Here is a 20,668-nt window from a genome sequence, read left to right as displayed (position 1 = left end):
CCAGATCCGGCGGGAGCGCAAGCGCTCATCGCAATAAGAGTTGTTGTCGCGATTAGGAGTTGGAGTACTGTGATACATCGCAACGTCTTCACGATGAGGCCTTTCCCAAACGCGCGTCAGTTTGTGGGCGTGTGCCAATTTGCGAGGAACGAGCCAAGAGCGGAAGAGTTGCGACTGGCAATGCAGTGAGATCCCGAAATGACCACATATCAGTACGCTCCCAGATTCTTGGTGTCAGAATTCTCGATCTGATAGAGCGCCGTTCCATATCGATTCCATAGCGACAGAGTTGAATCGATAGAGTCGCCGCCTGAGAATGGCGATTGGAATGCACCGTAGGCTCCGTCTTGATCGACGACCTTTGTAGTCGGTGTCCAGCCGGTGCTTCCGTCAGCTGCTGACGACGAGCTGGTATATATACCGCCGGATTCATCGTTGAAGGTGAGAAGGACTTTGTTTTCGTAGAAGTGGACGCTTGGCTCTCCGATGCCGCTGATCCCCGGCGGAGTTTTGATCAGGGGAGGACTTGCATTCGGATCAAGCCCAGGCGGGCTGAACGAAGTTCCGTTCCAATACTCGTACTCATTTGGGTTGCCGACGGACCCAGCAAGGACGCGAGCCGCATGCAGCCCGTCATTGGTTCGGCCGTCCTGCGTGCCATACATGTAGACATACTTCCCGTCTTGAGACGGAGCAAAGCTCTGTACTTGAAACGGGTTGTTCAGGTTGTCATTGGCCCATTCGGCACCTGTCTTCTCCCATGTTTTCCCGCCGTCGCCCGACACCCACAGCTCGGAACTTCTTGTCACCCAGCCACTCTCGCCCCGTGGTCGCGTTTCCGGGGCGCCGTTCCAGTGGTTGACATTCATAACGGAGGCGTACATCTTGCCGTTGGCGTTGAACGTGGACGTCGGGATCGTTGAGATGTCGACGTCACTGCCATCAGATCTCTTCAGCGGTTTGAACGGGTCATTTACCACTTCGTCCACGACCCATTTTCCATGGTCGTCCATCTTCCAGAAGATGATGTTGTTGTTCCCGCCGCCGCCTTCCTCTCGTGTGGGACGAGTTCCTGGACCACCGGATTTGGTGTCTTGATTCATTCCCTTTCCGGTATCGCCTTGGATGGTGAACAGACGACCTTCGGGTGTCATACCCATGATTGAAAGGTCCGTATTCGTATTGGGTACACCCACTCCGCCTGCACCGGTTGCCGGGTCACCGAAGCCGGCCATCGTCTGCTCGAACCCGATCTGACCGTTGTTGAAACCGTCTGGGTCGATGCCAGGGGTAAAGCCCGGGACTGGTTTCGGGTTGTTGCCCGGAGTGTTGCCGCCCGCAATGGTTTTGAGGCTGTTGGCCAGGTTCTGATCTTGGTCCATGAACGCCTTGATCATGTTATGGGTGCATTTGGTGAAGGTGGCCGCGATGTTGTCCCAGGCCCCACCGGTCCGTGGCGGACGGGTGGTGACGACACCGTCGTCGGCGACGTTGAACATCTGGGACACCGTGCTGACCCAGTTGAGCAGGGCGTCGCGCAATGTGGCCAGCGTTTGGCCGCCGGCGATCATGGCATTCGCCATCGCATCGATGATCTCGTGAAAGCGGTGCTGGTGTTCGATATTTCGGTAGGCCTGCCCGCGGGCGGCGTTGGCCGCCTTGCCTTTCCAGTCCTGCTCGAGTTCCTGGACGGCATGCACCTGCTTACCGATCAACTCGTCGAGGTCTTGCGCCTTGCGCTGCAAGTCACGGCCGCCGTCGACGACTGTAAGCGGATTGGTGCCGCGGATCTTCAGGATCGACAACGGCCCCACCCGTCAAACAGCCACCCCATGACCGTCAGTCTATGGCGGCGGCCCCTCGCCCCCTGACAGAAAATCTGGCACAAAACTGCGGCGGTCAAGGAATCTTGGCCGCCGCAGATCGAGTGTGATGAGGACCTGCCGACGCCAAAGCGCCGACAGATCCTCAGATCCCGAAGTCGCTCAGCTTCTTGGCGAGCTTCTCGACATACGCCGACACGGTGGCGTCGTCGCTGTCAGGCAGGCCGAACAGCACCTCGGTCACACCGAGCTTCTTCCAGTGCGCCAACTTGTCGGCGTCCGGCTTGAAGTCCAGCGCGACGATGGTCGGCGCACCCGAGCGCCCGGCGGCGGCCCAGGTGTCCTGCAGCAGCTTGACCGGTTCGTCGATGTCGAAGTCGCGCGGCGTGGTGATCCAGCCGTCGGCCGACTTGGCGATCCACTTGAAGTTCTTCTCGGTGCCGGCGGCGCCGACGAGGATCGGCACGTGCGACTGCACCGGCTTCGGCCAGGCCCACGACGGACCGAACTTCACGAATTCGCCGTCGTACTCGGCTTCTTCCTGCGTCCACAGCGCGCGCATCGCCTCCAGGTACTCGCGCAGCATGGTGCGCCGCCGGGCCGGCGGGACGTTGTGGTCCTGCAGTTCGTCTGTGTTCCAACCGAATCCGACGCCGACCGACACCCGGCCGCCGGACAGATGATCCAGCGTCGCGATGGATTTCGCGAGGGTGATCGGGTCATGCTCGACAGGCAGCGCCACCGCGGTCGACAGCCGCACGCGCGACGTGACCGATGCGGCGGAGCCGAGCGCCACCCACGGATCCAGCGTCCGCATGTAGCGGTCGTCGGGCAGCGTCTCGTCACCGGTGGTGGGGTGTGCGGCCTGGCGCTTGATCGGAATGTGCGTGTGTTCGGGCACGTAGAAGGTGGTGAAGCCGTGGTCGTCGGCCAGTTTGGCGGCAGCGGCGGGCTTGATGCCGCGGTCGCTGGTGAAAAGTACGAGCCCGTAGTCCATACCGTGATTAGAACGTGTTTCAGTATCGGGGCGCAAGAGGGGGTGGCGAGAAACCTGAACAAGCCGGATTACCTGGCATTATGCCGCTAAGCTGAGCCGTGAGACGCCCGTGAACCAAACTGGAGATAACTTCATCGCGAACGTTACCCACGACGATGGGGCGCCTCGCTTGTTCACATGGGCCCATGACGACCGAACGCATCGCCGACCACGTCAAGTTCGCCTACTGGGTGCCCAACGTCAGCGGCGGCCTGGTGACCAGCGACATCGAACAGCGCACCGACTGGAACTACGAATACAACAAGAAGCTCGCGCAGACCGCGGAGAACAACGGCTTCGAGTACGCCCTCAGTCAGGTCCGGTACGAGGCCAGCTACGGCGCCGAATACCAGCACGAGTCAACGAGTTTCAGCCTCGCGCTGCTGCTGGCAACCGAACGCTTGAAAGTCATTGCGGCCGTTCACCCCGGCCTCTGGCAGCCGGCCGTGCTGGCCAAACTGGGGGCCACGGCCGACCACCTCTCCAATGGCCGCTTCGCCGTCAACGTCGTATCCGGTTGGTTCAAGGACGAATTCACGCACCTGGGGGAGCCCTGGCTGGAGCACGACGAGCGCTACCGCCGCAGCGCCGAGTTCCTCCAGGTGTTGCGCAAGATCTGGACCGAGGACGACGTCGACTTCCGCGGCGACTTCTACCGCATCCATGACTTCACGCTGAAGCCCAAGCCGCTCAACACCGCCGAGCGCCCCAACCCCGAACTGTTCCAGGGCGGCAACTCGAGCGCGGCGCGTCGCAACGGCGGCTATTACGCCGACTGGTACTTCTCCAACGGCAAGGACTTCGACGGTGTGACCGAGCAAGTCGTCGACGTCCGCGACCACGCGCGTCAGGTTGCCCGGGAAGTCCGCTTCGGCCTCAATGGCTTCATCATCGCGCGCGATACGGAGAAAGAGGCGAAAGAAGTCCTCCGCGAGATCGTCGCGAAGGCGAACCGACCGGCCGTCGAAGGGTTCCGTCAGGCCGTGCAGCAAGCCGGCAACTCCACCGGCGACAAGAAGGGCATGTGGGCGGATTCGAGCTTCGATGACCTCGTGCAGTACAACGACGGTTTTCGTACCAAGTTGATCGGAACTCCGGAACAGATCGCGGAGCGGATTGCTGCCTACCGCAAACGCGGTGTCGATCTGATCCTCGGCGGCTTCCTGCATTTCCAGGAGGAAATCGAGTACTTCGGCGCCAAGGTGCTGCCGTTGGTGCGGGAAATCGAGGAGGCGGAACAGGACGCCGCAGAGGGGCCGATCCGCGTCCCGGCGTGACGGGTGGGCAAGTTTGCTCGGGGCCGTCGCGGCCGGTCAGGACGCTGCTCTGTGGGCCGAACTGATGCAGGGCACCCGCAATGAAGTGCGCTAGCGTGGTTGGTCGAGTCGACCAGTACAGGAGAGGTCATGACGTACCAGCCCGGTAACTCCGGCTACCCGCCCGCCCAGCAGCCCAGCCAGTACAGCAACCAGTACGGCGGGCCGACCCAGCAGTTCAACCGTCTGCCCGAGCAGATCCCGGCTGCGCCCGCTGCGCCGGCCGGCCCGAGCAAACTGCCTGAGTACCTGACCACCGCGGTCGCGGCGCTCGGCCTGCTCATCTTCGGCTTCAACTTCGCGCCCCAGTTGGGCGCGGGAGGCCTGGATGCAGGCACCGGCAGCATCCTGACCCAGGCGCCGATCGTCGTCGCCGTGCTGGCCGCGCTGCTTGCGGGCGTCAGCCTGCTGCCCAAGCAGAAGAGCTTCAAGTCGTGGGTCGCCATCCTCGCGGTGCTGGCCCTGCTGCTGGTGATCAACGAGATCGTGCAGGCGCCCAAGGGCATCGAGGTCGAGTGGGGCCTCTACGTCGTGCTGGCGCTGTCGGTGCTGCAGGCCGGTAGTGCCGTCGCGGCGCTGCTGCTGGACGCCGGTGTCATCCAGCCGCCGGCGCCGCGTCCCCAGCCCGATCCGTACAACTACGGCGGACCGGCGCAGGGCTACAACCCGCAGGCTCAGTACTACGGCCAGCAGCCGCAGCAGCAGTACGGCCAGCAGACCGGTCAGCACTACGGCCAGCAGGGCGGCTACCAGCCGCAGTCCCAGAACGGTCCCATCGGCGGCTACACCGGTGCGCAGAGCGCGTCGCAGCACGGCGCCGACTCGGGCCCGCCGACCCCGCCGACCGGATTCCCGGCGTTCGGCCAGCCGCAGCAGTCGGCCGGCCAGTCGTCGGCCCCGCAGCAGTCGGCCGGCCAGACGCCTTCGACCTCGGAGTCTGGCGCCGGATCGTCGTCGTACGGCACGACCCCGGGCACGACAGGGTCGAGCTCCGAGCCGACGACGACCTTCCAGCAACCCCCGGCTCCGCAGTAATCGGGCGCGGCTTCGTCATAATCGCTAGGGCACTCGCGGCAGGCGGGTGACGACCTCGCGAGGAGTGACCCAGCTAGTGGATAACCGACCAGTCGGTACGCGCCAGGCGCGTGACCTGCTTCGGGTTGCTTTCGGCCCGTCGGGCATCGCCCTGGCGATCATCGCCGCGCTGGTGCTGATCCAGCTGGTCATCGCCAACAGCGATCTGACCGGTGCGTTCGGCGCGATGGCCAGCATGTGGCTGGGCGTCCACGGCGTGCCGGTGTCGATCGGCGGTGCCGAACTCGGCGTGATGCCCCTGGCCCCGCTGCTGGCGATGGTCTGGGGCACGGCACGCACCACAGCGGCGGCGACGCGGCCGGGCGCGTCCTGGTTCGTGGTCCGCTGGGTCGTCGCCTCGGCACTCGGTGGCCCGTTGCTGATCGCGGCGATCTCGATCGCGGTGATCCACGATGCGTCGTCGGTGCTCACCGAGCTGCAGACCCCGAGTGCCCTCCAGGCGTTCGGCTGCGTCCTGGCGGTGCATGCGGTCGGTGCGGCCATCGGTGTCGGCTCGCGCCTGCAGGGACGACTGCTGACCGACGCGCACCTGCCGTACTGGCTGCCGGAGGCGTTGCGCGGGGCGATCGCCGGTGTGTTGGCGTTGCTCGGGCTGTCGGGATTGGTCGCGGTCGCCTCGATGGTCGTGCACTGGTCGACGATGCACGACCTGTTCGGCATCACCGATTCGGTGTTCGGCCAGCTCAGCCTCACCGTGCTGTCCGCGTTGTACATCCCGAACGTCATGGTCGGGTCTGCCGCCGTGGCTGTCGGTTCGAGTGTGCACGTGGGGTTGGCGACGTTCAGTTCCTTCACCGTGCTCGGCGGCGACGTACCCGCCGTGCCGGTGCTGGCCGCGGTGCCGTCACCTCCATTGGGTCCGGTCTGGGTGGCACTACTGATCATCGCGGCGGCCTCGGCGGTGGCGGTGGGGCAGCAGTGCTCCCGCCGCCCGGCGCCGTGGCCGATCGCCTTCGCCAAGTTGGCGGTCGCATCGCTACTGGCTGCCGTGATGATGGTCTTGCTCGCGATCGCCGGCAGCGGTCGCCTGGGTAACTTCGGTGAGCTCGGGGTCGATCAGACGACGTTCGGGCCTGCGGTTTTCCTTTGGTTCGTCTCGATCGGCGGTCTCACGGTGGCCATGGCCGGCGGCCTGACCCGCCGCCCGGCCCGGCCCGCACCCGTCGCGCCGGCAGCGCCCGTGGACGAGGAACCGGCTGAAGATGAACCGGCAGAGTTCGTCGACGATGACGAACCCGTGACGGAGAAGCTGATCGGTGACGTGTCGGCTGCCGCGGACGACGGGGACGACGACTCGCATTTCGCCGGCGGCCCGGCGTTCGAGCAGGCCACCGAACCGGAGCCCGAACCCGAGCCGGAGCCGGCGGTCAAACCCGCCGCACCGCGCCGACCGGCGCGTCCGGAACCTGACATGACCCCGGCGCCGGCGGAGGCCTATCAGTCCGGCACCACCGATCGCATCGGCGAGCACGTCGCCTTCGACCCTGACGAGGACCCTGAGGCGCATTTCGTCGTCGACGACGACGGCCACTAGGCTGCTCCCGTGCAGCAACCGGTTCACGTGCCCCCGACTGCGCCGGCGCGGCTCGTCGTCCTGGCGTCCGGGACCGGCTCGCTGTTGGAATCGGTGCTGGCCGCAGCGGTCGGCGAGTACCCGGCCCGGGTAGTGGCAGTTGGTACGGATCGCGAATGCCGGGCGCTGGAGGTCGGCGCGGCAGCCGGCGCGGCGACCTTCACGACCCAGTTGCGCGACCATGCCGACCGGGCCGCCTGGGACGTCGCACTGACCGAAGCCGTCGCAGCCCACGAGCCGGATCTGGTGGTGTCGGCGGGGTTCATGAAGATCCTCGGCCCCACGTTTCTCGGGCGTTTTCAGGGACGGGTACTGAACACCCACCCGGCGCTGCTGCCGTCGTTTCCGGGAGCACACGCGGTGTCCGAAGCCCTCGCATACGGGGTGCGGGTCACCGGCAGCACGGTGCACCTGGTGGATGCCGGTACCGATACCGGGCCGATCCTGGCGCAGGAACCGGTGGCGGTGCTCGAAGGCGACGACGAATGGTCGCTGCATGAGCGGATCAAGGTCGTCGAACGACGACTGCTGGTAGATGTGATCGCCGCGGTGGCCCTCCGCGGTGTGACGTGGAGTGGGCGAACGGCGGCCATCGGGTGCCGCGAAGGTGAGGAGCAATAGGATGACGCGACGACCGATTCGGCGCGCGCTGATCAGCGTGTACGACAAGACCGGCCTGGCTGAGCTGGCCCGCGGGCTGCACGAGGCCGGCGTGACGCTGGTGTCGACCGGCTCGACAGCGAAAACCATTGCTGCCGAAGGAATTCCCGTGACTCCGGTCGAAGAGGTCACCGGTTTCCCGGAGGTGCTGGACGGCCGGGTCAAGACGCTGCACCCGCGCGTGCACGCCGGTCTGCTGGCCGACACCCGCAAGGCCGAGCACCTCGCCGCGCTCGATGAGCTCGGTGTCGAGGCATTCGAACTCGTCGTGGTGAACCTGTACCCGTTCACGCAGACCGTGGCGTCGGGCGCGTCGGAGGACGAGTGCGTCGAGCAGATCGACATCGGCGGCCCGTCGATGGTCCGCGCCGCGGCGAAGAACCACCCGAGCGTCGCCGTCGTCGTGGACCCGCTGGGGTACGACGGCGTGCTGGCGGCCGTCCGGGAGGGTGGCTTCACGCTCGACGAGCGGAAGAAGTTGGCGTCGTTGGCATTCCGGCACACCGCCGAGTACGACGTGGCCGTCGCATCCTGGATGGGCTCCGTGCTGGTGCCCGGCGACGACGAGGCATCGGCCGCCGGCATGCCGGCCTGGCTGGGTTCGACCTGGCGTCGCAGTGATGTGCTGCGCTACGGCGAGAACCCGCACCAGAAGGCCGCGCTCTACAGCGACGACGCCGGCTGGCCGGGGCTTGCTCAGGCCGAGCAGCTGCACGGAAAAGAGATGTCCTACAACAACTTCACCGACGCCGACGCGGCGTGGCGGGCGGCGTTCGACCACGAGGACATCTGCGTGGCGATCATCAAGCACGCCAACCCGTGTGGCATCGCGGTGTCGTCGATCTCGGTTGCCGACGCGCACCGCAAGGCGCACGAGTGCGATCCGCTGAGCGCGTTCGGTGGCGTCATCGCGGCCAACACGGCCGTCACCGAGGAGATGGCGGAGACCGTCGCGGACATTTTCACCGAGGTGATCGTCGCCCCTGCCGTTGAACCGGGCGCCGTCGAAATCCTCAGCCGTAAGAAGAACATTCGCATTCTCGTGGCCTCGGAGCCGCAGCCCGGCGGCACCGAGTTCCGTCAGGTCAGCGGTGGTCTGCTGGTGCAGCAGCGTGACGCGCTCGACGCCGCGGGGGACGACCCGGCCAACTGGACACTGGCGACCGGCAGCCCGGCCGACCCGGAGACGTTGGCCGACTTGGTGTTCGCGTGGCGCGCCTGCCGCGCGGTGAAGTCGAACGCCATCGTGGTCGCCGCCAACGGCGCCACCGTCGGTGTCGGCATGGGCCAGGTGAACCGCGTCGACGCGGCGCGGCTCGCGGTGGAGCGGGGCGGTGACCGGGTTCGCGGCGCCGTGGCTGCCTCCGATGCCTTCTTCCCGTTCCCCGACGGTCTGGAGACCCTGACCAACGCCGGTGTGAAAGCCATTGTGCACCCGGGTGGTTCGGTCCGTGACGACGAAGTGACCGCGGCTGCCGCTGCCGCGGGCATCACGCTGTACCTGACCGGGGCGCGACACTTCGCCCACTAGGTCTTGCCGGCTGAATAGCCAGGTCTGCGCGGACATGATCCGTGCAGACCTGGCCGTCGGTCTTCAGAGGCTCAGCAGTGCGGAGGTGTCGCGGGCGGCCAGGGCGTCGTCCATGCGCTCGTGCCAGGACGTGGCCCAGCGCTCGGGGAAACACCGTTGCAGGAGCTCGAGCATGATCGGCACGGCGGTCGAGGCGCCCGGCGACGCGCCGAGCAGCCCTGCGATGGTGCCGTCGGCCGATGCGACCAGCTCGGTCCCCGACCGCAACGCGCCGATGTGGTCGGCGTCCGGGGTGACCAATTGCGCCCGCTGTCCCGCCGGCACCAGCTCCCAGTCACGGGGATCGGCATCCGGGTAAAACCGTTGCAGCTGTTCGATCTTGCCGCTGAACGGCGTGAGCAACTCGCCGATCAGGTAGCGCACCAGCGGCAGACTCTGCGCGGCCGCGGCGGCCAGCACATGCAGGTTGTGCGACCGCAGCGTGGTGAAGAAGTCGGTGAGCCTGCCGCCCTTGAGAAGCTTGGTGCTGAACGTCGCATAAGGACCGAACATCAGATAGCCCTCGCCGTCGACAACGCGTTTGTCCAAGTGCGGCACCGACATCGGCGGGGCGCCTATCGCGGCCTGGCCGTACACCTTGGCATCGTGCTGTGCGACGACGTCGGGTCGCGCGCACCGCAGAAACGCGGCACCGACCGGCAGGACACCGTAGCCCCGGACTTCGGGAATGTGCGCGCGCTGCAGCAGTCGCAGGGCGAAGCCGCCGGCTCCGACGAAGACATGCCGTGCTCTGAGGTGAAACCTGTTGTGCGACTCCGATCGCCGGCCACCGACCAGCCAGGTGCCGTCCGGGTCTTGGTGCAAACGGCGCACGTCATGCCCGAGCCGTACCTCGCCGCCGTTCGAGGTGATGATGCGGGTCAGTCCGCGGGTGAGCGCCCCGAAATCGACGTCGGTACCGCCGGGATGCCGGGTGGCCGCAATCGGTTGCGCCGGATCCCGGCCGGCCATCACCAGCGGTGCCCATGCGGCGACTTTGGCGGGATCGTCGCTGAACTCGAGATCGGCGAAAAGCGGATCGGCGCTGAGGGTTTCGAAGCGTCGTCGTAGGTAGGCCACGTCGTGGTCGCCGAACACCACGTCCATGTGCGGCGTGCCGTGGACGAATGTCGCCGGGTCCAGCAGGCCCTGCTCGACCAGATATGCCCACCAGCGGCGGGACACCTGGAATTGTGCGGCGATTTCGGCCGGTGCTGAACCGTCTTCGGGGTCTGGCATGTAGTTGAGCTCGCAATAGCCGGAGTGGCCGGTGCCGGCGTTGTTCCACGGCCCGCTGCTCTCCGTGGCGATGTCGGATGCCCGCTCCACCAACACGATGCGCCACTGTGGCTCCAACGTGCTCAGCATGGCGCCGAGGGTGGCGGACATGATGCCGCCACCGATGAGGACGACGTCGGCGACTTCGGGTTCAACGGTGATCATGGTTGCTCCTTGTCTCGTTGACTCCAGCATCACTCGCACCGATTCGATCCGTCCAATGAATGTTCTGGCGATTACCATCCGAATATGGATCAATGGATGAGCCTGCTGGCGCCGCAGCTCCGAGCGCTCGAAGAGCTGGACTCGCAGGGCGGGCACATGACCCGTGCCGCGGACAGCCTGGGGATTCCCCAGTCGTCGATGAGTCGGCGCATCCACGCGTTGGAGAAGACACTCGGCGTCCGGCTGCTCACCCAGGAGGGGCGGACGGTGCGCCTGACGCCGGTGGCAGTGCAGCTGGCCGAGCAGGTGCGGCGCCCGTTGCATCAACTCGAGGCGACGGTCGAGACCATCGCCGGGGAAGCCGACCCCGAGCACGGCACCGTCCGGTTCGGCTTCCCTCTGACGATGGGGGCCGGCGTGGTGCCGAATCTGGTCACCGAATTCCACCGGCGCGCACCGGGAATCCGGCTCCAGATGAAACAGGCGCACGGCAGTGAACTCGCCGCGGACCTGAAATCCGGGGCGCTTGACGTCGCGGTGGTGATCCCGCCGCCGGACGGTGTCGAGCATGTGGTGATCGGTGGACAACCGATCCGGGCCGTGTTACCGGCGGCCCATCCGCTCGTTGCCCGTCGTCGTCTCCGCTTGGACGAACTGCGAGACGAGACGTTCATCGCCAACCCGGCCAGCTATCACTTGCGTCAGGCAACTGAAAGCTGGTGCCGTGATTCGGGATTCGTGCCACACGTACCCGTCGAGATCACGGAGTTCTCGACCATCCGCGAGTTGGTCGGCCGTGGCATGGGTATCGCGTTGCTACCGCACGACGAGCACACCTCACGTAAGGTCCGCGAAATCCCGTTGTCGCCCAACAGCTATCAGCGCCACATCGCGCTGGCGTGGGCGCCGACCGCAGGCACTCCCGCCGCGCGCAGGCTGCTCACTTTCCTGCGTGCAGAATGGCCGACCACCGGTTAGGAGGCGACCTCGCCGGGCTGCGCAGTGGTGGCGTATTCGAAGAAGTCCACGATCTCGGCGACGGCCTTGCGGGCGTCGGGGTTGACGTCGAAGCTCAGCTGGAACATGTGCATCGCCCCGTCCCACACCTGAACCCAGGCCGGGACACCTGCTTCGCGCAGGGCGTCGGCGAGCGCGAACGAATCGTTGCGCAGCATCTCGTTGTTGCCGACCTGCAGGAGCGTCGGTCCCAGGCCGTGCAGGTCGGCCTCGGTGGGCATCTCCGGTACCGGGTGGGTGCCGTTCTTGGTCGCGAAGACGTCGTAGAGGTACTTCACCGCCATGAACGGGAACAGCACGTCGCGGTGTTCGAGCATCGCGTTGTACTTCAGGTTCATGTCGGACGACGTCAGCGGTGACAGCAGAATCTGGCCGGCGGGCACCTGCAGGCCGGCGTCACGCACCGCGAGCGCGGTGCCGGTCGCGATCAGGCCGCCGGCGGAGTCGCCCGCGAACACGATCTTCTCCGCGTCGACGCCGGCGGCGAGCACCATGCGGTAGGCGCACACGCCGTCGGCGATGGCGTCCTCGATCAGGGCCTGCGGTGCCAGTCGGTAGCCGACGTTCAGGACCCGGGCGCCGGTCGCTGCCGACAGCTTGCTCGCCCAGCGCCGGTGTGAGTTCAGCCCGAGGGTGATCAGCGCCGAACCGTGGAAGTAGATGATCACGCGATCGGAACCCTGTGCGCGCGGCGCGACGATCCATTCGGCGTCGCAGTCGTCCAGCCTGATCGGTGTCACCGTGGTGCCGGGCAGCGCGCGAAACGCGCGGAACGGCCCGTCGATGATGTCGTAGCGGCCCCGCTGCACCAGTTCCGGATGGAACCGGTTGACCACCATGCCGATGAGCGTGAGCAGGGCAATTACCGGTCGGACGAACACCGCGGTCAAACCGCCGAGCAGTCGGCTCTGCCACGCGGCGGGGCCGAACTCGAGGTCGGTGGGGCGGTGAGTCCAGTCGAGCGAGTTCACGATACCGAGGGTACTGGGTAAAGCTCCGGAGCCCAAGGGGCTGCCGCTCACCGTGCACCGTCGTAGCGTGGAGGTCGTGACATCACCTAACGACCTTCCGGCCGACCTGCCCAGGACCGTCGGCGAACTCAAGGCCTCGGGCCACCGCGAGCGGGGCATCAAGACCGAGATCCGCGAGAACCTGCTGGCAGCACTGGCTGACGGCGACGACGTCTGGCCCGGCATCTTCGGCTTCGAGGACACCGTCCTGCCGCAGCTGGAGCGCGCGCTGATCGCCGGGCACGACATCGTGCTGCTCGGCGAACGCGGCCAGGGCAAGACCCGCCTGCTGCGCGGCCTGGTCGGTCTGCTGGACGAGTGGACGCCCGTCATCGCGGGCTCGGAGCTGGGCGAGCACCCCTACTCGCCGATCACGCCCGAGTCGATCCGCCGGGCCGCGGACTCCGGCGACGACCTGCCGATCACCTGGCAACACCGCAGCGAGCGTTACTTCGAGAAGCTGGCGACGCCCGACACCAGCGTCGCCGACCTCGTCGGCGACATCGACCCCATCAAGGTGGCCGAGGGACGCAGCCTGGGTGACCCGGAGACCATCGCCTACGGCCTCATCCCGCGGGCGCATCGCGGCATCGTCGCGATCAACGAGCTGCCCGACCTCGCCGAGCGCATCCAGGTCGCCATGCTCAACGTGATGGAGGAGCGCGACATCCAGGTGCGTGGCTACACCCTGCGCCTGCCGCTGGACGTGCTCGTGGTGGCCAGCGCCAACCCCGAGGACTACACCAACCGCGGCCGCATCATCACGCCGCTGAAGGACCGCTTCGGCGCCGAGATCCGCACCCACTACCCGCTGGAGCTCGATGCGGAGGTCGGCGTCATCAAGCAGGAAGCGCACCTGGCCGCCGAGGTCCCGGAGTACCTGCTGCAGATCCTGGCCCGTTTCGCCCGGTACCTGCGTGAATCGCAGTCGATCGATCAGCGCTCCGGCGTCTCGGCCCGTTTCGCGATCGCCGCGGCCGAAACCGTCGGCGCCGCGGCCCAGCACCGCTCCGCGATTCTGGGTGAACAGGATCCGGTCGCTCGCGTGGTCGACCTGCAGACCATCATCGGTGTGCTGCGCGGCAAGCTGGAATTCGAGTCGGGTGAGGAAGGCCGCGAGCAGGCCGTCCTGGAGCACCTGCTGCGGCGGGCCACCGCGGACACCGCGCAACGGCTGCTCGGCGGCATCGACGTCGGTTCCCTGGTCGTTGCGGTGGAAGGAGATTCACCGGTCACGACGGGCGAGCGGGTGTCGGCCAAGGACGTGCTGGCCGCACTGCCGGATCTGCCGGTGATCGACGCGATCGCCGACCGGTTGGGCGCGCAGTCCGACGGCGAGCGGGCGGCGGCCGTCGAGCTGGCACTGGAAGCGCTGTATCTGGCCAAGCGCATCGACAAGACCTCCGACGACGGCGAAACGGTATATGGCTAACCACCTCTCGCGGTATTCGCGCTACACCGGCGGGCCCGACCCGCTGGCGCCTCCCGTCGACCTGCGGGAGGCGCTGGAGCAGATCGGGCAGGACGTCATGGAGGGCGCGTCGCCCCGGCGCGCGCTGTCCGAGCTGCTGCGCCGGGGTACCCAGAACATGCGCGGCGCCGACCGGCTGGCCGCCGAGGCCAACCGGCGCCGTCGGGAGTTGCTGTCGCGCAACAACCTTGACGGCACCCTGCAGGAGATCAAGAAGCTGCTCGACGAGGCCGTGCTCGCCGAGCGCAAGGAACTGGCCCGCGCGCTCGACGATGACGCGCGGTTCGGTGAGCTGCAGCTGGAGTCGCTGTCACCGTCACCGGCCAAGGCCGTGCAGGAGCTCTCCGAATACGACTGGCGCTCAGCGGAAGCCCGGCAGAAGTACGAGCAGATCAAGGATCTGCTGGGCCGGGAGATGCTGGACCAGCGATTCGCCGGCATGAAGGACGCGCTGCAGAACGCCACCGATGAGGATCGTCAGGCCGTCAACGACATGCTCGACGACCTGAACAACCTGCTGGAGAAGCACGCCAACGGCGAAGACACCCAACAGGATTTCCAGGATTTCATGGCCAAGCACGGCCAGTTCTTCCCGGAGAACCCCCAGAACGTCGACGAGCTGCTGGACTCCCTGGCCAAGCGTGCCGCCGCCGCGCAGCGGTTCCGCAACAGCCTGTCGCCCGATCAACGCGCCGAGCTGGATGCGTTGGCGCAGCAGGCATTCGGATCGCCGTCGTTGATGAACGCGCTCGATCGGCTCGATGCCAACCTGCAGGCCGCCCGCCCGGGGGAGGACTGGACCGGCGAGCGGAGTTTCACCGGAAACAACCCGCTCGGGATGGGCGAGGCCGCGCAGGCGATGGAAGACATCGCGGAGTTGGAACAACTGGCGGAACAGCTCTCGCAGAGCTACGCCGGTGCCCAGATGGACGACGTCGATCTGGACATGCTGGCCCGGCAACTGGGCGACGAGGCCGCCGTCGACGCTCGTGCCCTGGCGGAACTGGAACGCACCCTGATGAACCAGGGCTTCCTGGACCGCGGTTCCGACGGACAGTGGCGGTTGTCGCCGAAGGCCATGCGCCAGCTGGGACAGGCGGCGCTCCGCGATGTGGCACAACAGCTTTCCGGGCGCCATGGCGAGCGGGACACCCGTCGCGCCGGTGCCGCCGGCGAACTGACCGGCGCCACCCGGCCGTGGCAGTTCGGCGACACCGAGCCCTGGAACGTCACCCGTACCTTGACCAACGCGGTACTGCGGCAGGCGGGTACCCGCGACGACGGGCCGCTGCGGATCACCGTCGACGACGTCGAGATCTCGGAAACCGAGACCCGCACCCAGGCCGTGGTCGCGCTGTTGGTGGACACCTCGTTCTCGATGGTCATGGAGAACCGGTGGCTGCCGATGAAGCGCACCGCGCTGGCGCTCAATCACCTGGTGAGTACCAGGTTCCGGTCAGATGCGTTGCAGATCATCGCTTTTGGCCGGCATGCCCGCACGGTCTCGGCGGCCGAGCTCACCGGCCTGGAAGGCGTGTACGAGCAGGGCACCAACCTGCACCACGCGCTGTTGCTCGCCGGCCGGCACCTGCGGCGTCATCCCAACGCGCAGCCAGTGGTCCTCGTCGTCACCGACGGTGAGCCGACGGCCCATCTCGAGCAATACCGCAACGGGACCGAGACGTTCTTCGACTACCCGCCGCACCCGCGCACCATCGCCTTCACGGTGCGCAGCTTCGACGAGGTGGCCCGGCTGGGCGCGCAGATCACGATCTTCCGGTTGGGCAGCGATCCCGGCCTGGCGCGGTTCATCGACCAGGTGGCCCGGCGCGTCGAAGGCCGCGTCGTGGTGCCCGAGCTCGACGGGCTGGGTGCCGCGGTGGTCGGTGACTACCTGCGCTCGCGGCGTCGTCGGCGCTGACCCGCACTCGAACCTGTGCAGGATGCGGACGCTCGTCGACCGCGAGCGGCCTGAAAGTGCACGCGACACGCGGCGTGTCGCGGTACAAACACGGCCGCTCGCCGGAAGGGGACTAGCTCGCGGGAAAAGGGGCTAGCTCGCGGGAAAGGGGTCAGTCAGCGGGCGGGGGCTTGCGCTTCTTGGACTTGATGCCGACGCGGCCCCACAGCGAGAAGCCGCGGATGGTGACGCGCGGGGCGCCGGGGGTGCCCTGCTGACCGAGGTGGTCGAAAGCGCCCATGACACCGACGCCGTGCACGTCGACGTTGACCTCGGGCGGCAGCAGGATGGTCTGCCCGCCGAAGATCGAGTAGGAGTGGATCTCGACGTCCGGTGAGGTGAAATCGGCGTAGCGCAGATCGATGACACCGCCACCGAAGAGTGAGAACGACGTCAGCCGCTGCGGCACGTTCCAGCGGCCCCGGCGCTCGAATCCGCTCATGATCGCCAGCAGCAGCGTCGAGGGCGCGGGATGGCATTCGCCGCCCGTTTCCCACGGCGCGGTGGTGATGTACGGCAGGTCGGCGCTCAGCTTCGACAGTTCGGCGTACGTCTGCGCGGAATAAGCGCGGTTCAGCCGGTCTTCGTACTCGGACATCGGCAGCCGGCCCTGCGCGGCCGCATCGCTGAGGAGGTGAGCGACCTGGATCCGGTCGGTATCGGCGGCGCGCATCTGTGCGCGCGAACCTGGGGTGCTCATCAACTCGAGCCTACGACGATCACAGCGACTTGCAAGGCTCTTGAGGCAAACTGTGGCCGCATCGATGTCCCATCCGTTACGGGATATGGATCACTTATTCCAGTTCGGCTGCCGCTTCTGGAGGAAGGCCATCATGCCTTCCCGGGCCTCGTCGGAGACGAACAGCTGCGCCGACTGCTTGGCCAGCTTCTCGGCGTCGCGGTCGAAATCGGCCAGGATCGACGCCGTGGTCAGTGCCTTGGATGCGGCCAGACCCTGCGGTGAACCCTTGGTGATCTCGTCTGTCAGCTTCGCCACGGTCGCCGGCACGTCGTCGGTTGCGACGGTCACCAGGCCGATGCGCTCGGCTTCCTCGGCGCCGAACTTCTCGCCTGTCACGAAGTAGCGACCGGCCGCGCGGGCCGTCATCTTCGGCAGCAGTGTCAGCGAGATGATCGAGGGCGCCACGCCGATCCTGGCCTCGGTGAGGGCGAAAGTGCTGGCGGTACCCGCGACCACGAGGTCGCAGGCACCGATCAACCCCATGCCGCCGGCGCGGACGTGACCATCGATCGCGGCGATCACGGGAACGGGTAGCTCCAGAATCGACCGCAGCAGCCCGGCCGCCTCCAGCGCACGTGCGGTGGCCAGGTCGCCGGGGTCGCGCCCCGCGGCTTCACTCAGATCGGCCCCGGCGCAGAACGTGCCGCCGGTGTGGCCGAGCACCACGACCCGCACGCCCGGATCGTCCGCAGCATCGGTGAGGCCCTGCCGCAACTGGTCCACCAGCGCGGTCGACATCGCATTGCGGTTGTGCGGTGAGTCCAGCGTCAGCCGGGCGACACCGTTTTCGACGGAGTAGTGGACCAGTGCGGTCATGAGACTTTCCTGTCAGTACGAGCGCGGCAGACCCAGCGAGGTCTGCGCCACGAAGTTAAGCACCATCTCACGGCTGACCGGAGCGATGCGCGCCAGTCGCGACGCCGTGACCGCGGCGGCGATGCCGTACTCCTTCGTCAGGCCGTTGCCGCCGAGCGACTGCACGGCCTGGTCGACCGCGCGGACCGAGGCCTCGCCTGCGGCGTACTTGGCCATGTTGGCGGCTTCGGCGGCACCGAAGTCGTCACCAGCGTCGTACAGCGTGGCGGCGTTCTGCATCATCAGCTTGGCCAGCTCGAGCTCGATGTGGATCTGAGCCAGCGGGTGCGAGATGCCCTGGTGCGAACCGATCGGCACCTTCCAGACCTGACGGGTCTTGACGTACTCGGTCGCGGTGCGGATCGCGAGTCGACCGGTGCCGACGGCCATGGCCGCACCGATGATCCGCTCCGGGTTCAGGCCCGCGAACAGCTGCGCGATCGCGGCGTCCTCGGAGCCGACGAGCGCGTCGGCGGGCAGCCGCACCTCGTCCAGGAACACCTGGAACTGGCTCTCGGGGCTGATGATCTCCATCTCGATCTTGGTCCAGCTCAGGCCCGGTGCATCGGTTGGGACCACGAACAGTGCCGGCTTGAGGTTGCCGGTCTTGTGGTCCTCGGTGCGCCCGACGACCAGCACGGCGTCGGCCTGGTCGATGCCCGAGATGAAGACCTTCTGGCCGGACAGGATCCAGTCGCCGCCGTCGCGGCGCGCCGTCGTGGTGATGCGGTGGCTGTTGGAGCCGGCGTCGGGTTCGGTGATCGCGAAGGCCATGGTGAGCGAGCCGTCCGCGAGACCCGGCACCCAGCGCTTCTTCTGATCTTCGGTGCCGTACTTGGAGATGATGGTGCCGTTGATGGCCGACGAGACCACCATCATCAGCAGCGGACAGCCGTTGGCGGCCATCTCTTCCATGACCAGGCTCAGCTCGTACATGCCGGCACCGCCACCGCCATACTCCTCGGGCATGTTGACGCCCAGGAAGCCGTGCTTGCCTGCCTCGGCCCACAATTCGTCGGTGTGCTGGCCGGCGCGGGCCTTCTCCAGGAAGTAGTCCTGGCCGAACTTCGAGGCCATCGCGACGACGGCCTCGCGGAGCGCCTTGCGCTCGTCGGATTCGATGAAAGACATGGTCATTCTCCTTCTGGGGTTTCGACCCGGGCCAGCACAGCGCCGACATCGACCTGTTGGCCGGGTTGCACGTTGAGTTCGGTGAGCACACCGGAATCCGGTGCGGCGATGGTGTGTTCCATCTTCATGGCTTCCAGCCAGATCAGGGGCTGGCCGGCGGTGACCGAGTCACCGATGGCCGCACCGACCCGGACCACGAGTCCGGGCATCGGCGCCAGCAGCGAGCCCTGCGCGACCGCCGCGTCCGGGTCCGGGAATCGCGGCTGGGCCACGAGGTGGACGGCACCGGCGGGGGAGTCGACGAAAACGTCGGCACCGTATCGGGCGACGTCGAACGAACGTTCAACTCCGTTGACCGACAACACCACTCGAGTGGGATCGGCGGTCACGACGGTGACGTCGTCGCGGTCGGGCAGCTCGACGCCGGCGCGCGCGTATCGGTACCGCACCTGGTGTTCGGCGCCGGCCGCGTCACTGTACGTACGGCTCTGGTAGCCCGACGCGAGGTTCCGCCAACCACTCGGTGCGGCGGCGAAAACCGTTGCTGTGGCGCGGTTGTGCGCGGCGTCGGCCAGCGCCGCTGCGACGGCGGACAGCGTGACGTCGGTGTCCGCCGGTGCCGCCAGGTCGGCCAGACCGTGCGTGTCGAAGAACGCGGTGTCGGTGTCACCGGCCCGGAACGCGGGGTGCCGCAACACGTTCACCAACAGGTCGCGGTTGGTGCGCAGGCCGTGGATGCGTGCGCGGGACAGCGCATCGGCGAGGATCGCCGCGGCGCGGTCGCGTGTCGGTCCGAACGAGATGACCTTGGCCAGCATCGGGTCGTAGAACACCGACACCACCGAGCCGTCGACGATGCCGGAGTCGACGCGCGTTCCGGCGCGACCCAGAAGGCTGAATTCGGTCCGGACACCCGGTACGTCGAATCGGTGCACCGTCCCGGCCTGCGGCTGCCAGTCCTTGGCCGGGTCCTCGGCGTAGAGCCGGGCCTCGATCGAATGTCCGTACGTCGCGGGCGGTTCCGGCGCGAGCACACCGCTGTCGGCCACATCCAATTGCAGTTCGACAAGGTCCAGTCCGGTGGTCTCCTCGGTGACCGGGTGCTCGACCTGCAGGCGGGTGTTCATCTCCAGGAAGAAGAAGTCGCCACCTCCGTCGGACATGAACTCGACGGTGCCGGCGCCGGTGTACCCGATCGCGGTGGCCGCCAGCCGGGCCGCCTCGAACAGCTTGGCGCGCATGCCCGGCGTCCGCTCCACGAGCGGGGACGGCGCTTCCTCGATGACCTTCTGGTGGCGGCGCTGGATGGAACATTCGCGTTCGCCGACGGCCCACACCGTGCCGTGCGCATCGGCCATCACCTGGACCTCGATGTGGTGACCGCTGGCGAGATAGCGCTCGCAGAACACCGTCGGATCACCGAACGCGGACTGGGCCTCGCGCTGCGCCGCCGCGACTTCGGCCGGTAGCGCGGACAATTCGCGCACCACCCGCATGCCGCGACCACCGCCGCCGGCGGACGCCTTGATCAGTACCGGCAGTTGGTCTGCGGTGACGGTGTCGGGGTCCAGCTCGGTCAGCACCGGAACGCCGGCCGCCGACATCAGCTTCTTGGCCTCGATCTTGGAGCCCATGGCCTGCACGGCGGCCACCGGCGGGCCGATCCACGTCAGCCCGGCGTCCTGCACCGCCGCCGCGAAATCCGGGTTCTCCGAGAGGAATCCGTAGCCGGGGTGAATGGCGTCGGCGCCGGACGCCTTGGCCGCGGCGATCAGCTGGGTGGCGTCGAGATAACCGGTGCGACCCTCGAGCCGCACCCGGTCGTCGGCCTCGGCGACGTGCGGGGCGGCGGCGTCGGGGTCGGTGTACACCGCGACGGTGCCGATGCCGAGCCGGCGGCAGGTGGCGAACACCCGGCGGGCGATTTCGCCGCGGTTGGCGACAAGGACTTTTGTGATCATGGAGC

The 20,668-nt window shown here is 67.1% G+C and carries 16 protein-coding genes; 8 read left to right on the top strand and 8 right to left on the bottom strand.

The features are described 5' to 3' along the window. Positions 1-209: 209 nt before the first annotated feature. Both G6N46_RS13995 and G6N46_RS13990 read right to left on the bottom strand, forming a co-directional pair. Complete coding sequence (locus G6N46_RS13995; protein WP_138248040.1) at positions 210-1,805, bottom strand: DUF4185 domain-containing protein; 1,596 nt, start codon at positions 1,803-1,805, stop codon at positions 210-212. A 163-nt stretch (positions 1,806-1,968) separates the two neighbouring features. Further along, positions 1,969-2,820, bottom strand: a complete 852-nt coding sequence (locus G6N46_RS13990; RefSeq protein WP_073694326.1) for an LLM class F420-dependent oxidoreductase — start codon at positions 2,818-2,820, stop codon at positions 1,969-1,971. 185 nt (positions 2,821-3,005) lie between these two features. Between G6N46_RS13990 and sfnG the strand changes: the two genes are divergently transcribed. The 5 genes from sfnG (at position 3,006) to purH (ending at position 9,034) form a co-directional block, all read left to right on the top strand. Next, positions 3,006-4,136, top strand: coding sequence for a dimethylsulfone monooxygenase SfnG (sfnG, locus tag G6N46_RS13985; RefSeq protein ID WP_138248041.1), 1,131 nt, complete (start codon positions 3,006-3,008; stop codon positions 4,134-4,136). A 129-nt stretch (positions 4,137-4,265) separates the two neighbouring features. Beyond that, on the top strand, positions 4,266-5,210 hold the full coding sequence (locus G6N46_RS13980) for a DUF5336 domain-containing protein (RefSeq protein WP_163692760.1): 945 nt from the start codon (positions 4,266-4,268) through the stop codon (positions 5,208-5,210). 76 nt (positions 5,211-5,286) lie between these two features. Next, positions 5,287-6,804, top strand: coding sequence for a cell division protein PerM (locus G6N46_RS13975; RefSeq protein ID WP_138248042.1), 1,518 nt, complete (start codon positions 5,287-5,289; stop codon positions 6,802-6,804). A 9-nt stretch (positions 6,805-6,813) separates the two neighbouring features. After that, the gene (gene purN / locus G6N46_RS13970) at positions 6,814-7,464 is read left to right on the top strand and encodes a phosphoribosylglycinamide formyltransferase (RefSeq protein WP_138248043.1); all 651 of its coding nucleotides are present in this window, start codon (positions 6,814-6,816) and stop codon (positions 7,462-7,464) included. Position 7,465: 1 nt separating this feature from the next. Further along, positions 7,466-9,034 (top strand): bifunctional phosphoribosylaminoimidazolecarboxamide formyltransferase/IMP cyclohydrolase, encoded by a 1,569-nt coding sequence (gene purH, locus G6N46_RS13965; RefSeq protein ID WP_138248044.1) that lies wholly within the window; start codon positions 7,466-7,468, stop codon positions 9,032-9,034. Between the two features lie 63 nt (positions 9,035-9,097). On the opposite strand, the gene mqo is transcribed toward purH, so the two are convergent. Next, positions 9,098-10,516, bottom strand: a complete 1,419-nt coding sequence (gene mqo, locus G6N46_RS13960) for a malate dehydrogenase (quinone) (protein ID WP_138248045.1) — start codon at positions 10,514-10,516, stop codon at positions 9,098-9,100. A gap of 84 nt (positions 10,517-10,600) precedes the next feature. On the opposite strand from mqo, the gene G6N46_RS13955 reads away from it, so the two are divergent. Continuing rightward, positions 10,601-11,494, top strand: coding sequence for a LysR family transcriptional regulator (locus tag G6N46_RS13955; RefSeq protein WP_138248046.1), 894 nt, complete (start codon positions 10,601-10,603; stop codon positions 11,492-11,494). Here the strand turns inward: G6N46_RS13955 and G6N46_RS13950 are convergent. Next, positions 11,491-12,504, bottom strand: a complete 1,014-nt coding sequence (locus G6N46_RS13950) for an alpha/beta hydrolase (protein WP_138248047.1) — start codon at positions 12,502-12,504, stop codon at positions 11,491-11,493. The genes G6N46_RS13955 and G6N46_RS13950 overlap by 4 nt on opposite strands. Positions 12,505-12,580: 76 nt before the next feature. Between G6N46_RS13950 and G6N46_RS13945 the strand changes: the two genes are divergently transcribed. Continuing rightward, positions 12,581-13,975: a sigma 54-interacting transcriptional regulator gene (locus G6N46_RS13945; protein WP_061005748.1), complete on the top strand. Its 1,395-nt coding sequence runs from the start codon at positions 12,581-12,583 to the stop codon at positions 13,973-13,975. Continuing rightward, a complete protein-coding gene (locus G6N46_RS13940; protein ID WP_138248048.1) occupies positions 13,968-15,935 on the top strand; it encodes a vWA domain-containing protein in 1,968 nt (655 codons plus the stop codon). The genes G6N46_RS13945 and G6N46_RS13940 overlap by 8 nt, the downstream gene beginning before the upstream one ends. Positions 15,936-16,086: 151 nt before the next feature. Here the strand turns inward: G6N46_RS13940 and G6N46_RS13935 are convergent, their stop codons facing one another. The 4 genes from G6N46_RS13935 to G6N46_RS13920 form a co-directional block, all read right to left on the bottom strand. Continuing rightward, a complete protein-coding gene (locus G6N46_RS13935) occupies positions 16,087-16,674 on the bottom strand; it encodes a DUF1707 SHOCT-like domain-containing protein (protein WP_061005718.1) in 588 nt (195 codons plus the stop codon). A 90-nt stretch (positions 16,675-16,764) separates the two neighbouring features. Beyond that, positions 16,765-17,532, bottom strand: a complete 768-nt coding sequence (locus G6N46_RS13930) for an enoyl-CoA hydratase family protein (protein WP_061005715.1) — start codon at positions 17,530-17,532, stop codon at positions 16,765-16,767. A gap of 12 nt (positions 17,533-17,544) precedes the next feature. Continuing rightward, positions 17,545-18,702: an acyl-CoA dehydrogenase family protein gene (locus G6N46_RS13925; protein ID WP_138248049.1), complete on the bottom strand. Its 1,158-nt coding sequence runs from the start codon at positions 18,700-18,702 to the stop codon at positions 17,545-17,547. Between the two features lie 2 nt (positions 18,703-18,704). After that, positions 18,705-20,663: an ATP-binding protein gene (locus tag G6N46_RS13920; RefSeq protein WP_138248050.1), complete on the bottom strand. Its 1,959-nt coding sequence runs from the start codon at positions 20,661-20,663 to the stop codon at positions 18,705-18,707. Positions 20,664-20,668: the final 5 nt, after the last annotated feature.

Origin of the sequence: Mycolicibacterium phocaicum, from assembly GCF_010731115.1 — a bacterium.
In the GTDB taxonomy this organism is placed as follows: domain Bacteria; phylum Actinomycetota; class Actinomycetes; order Mycobacteriales; family Mycobacteriaceae; genus Mycobacterium; species Mycobacterium phocaicum.
Note: the sequence above shows the minus strand (reverse complement) of the source record. Positions and strands in the feature narration are given on the sequence as shown.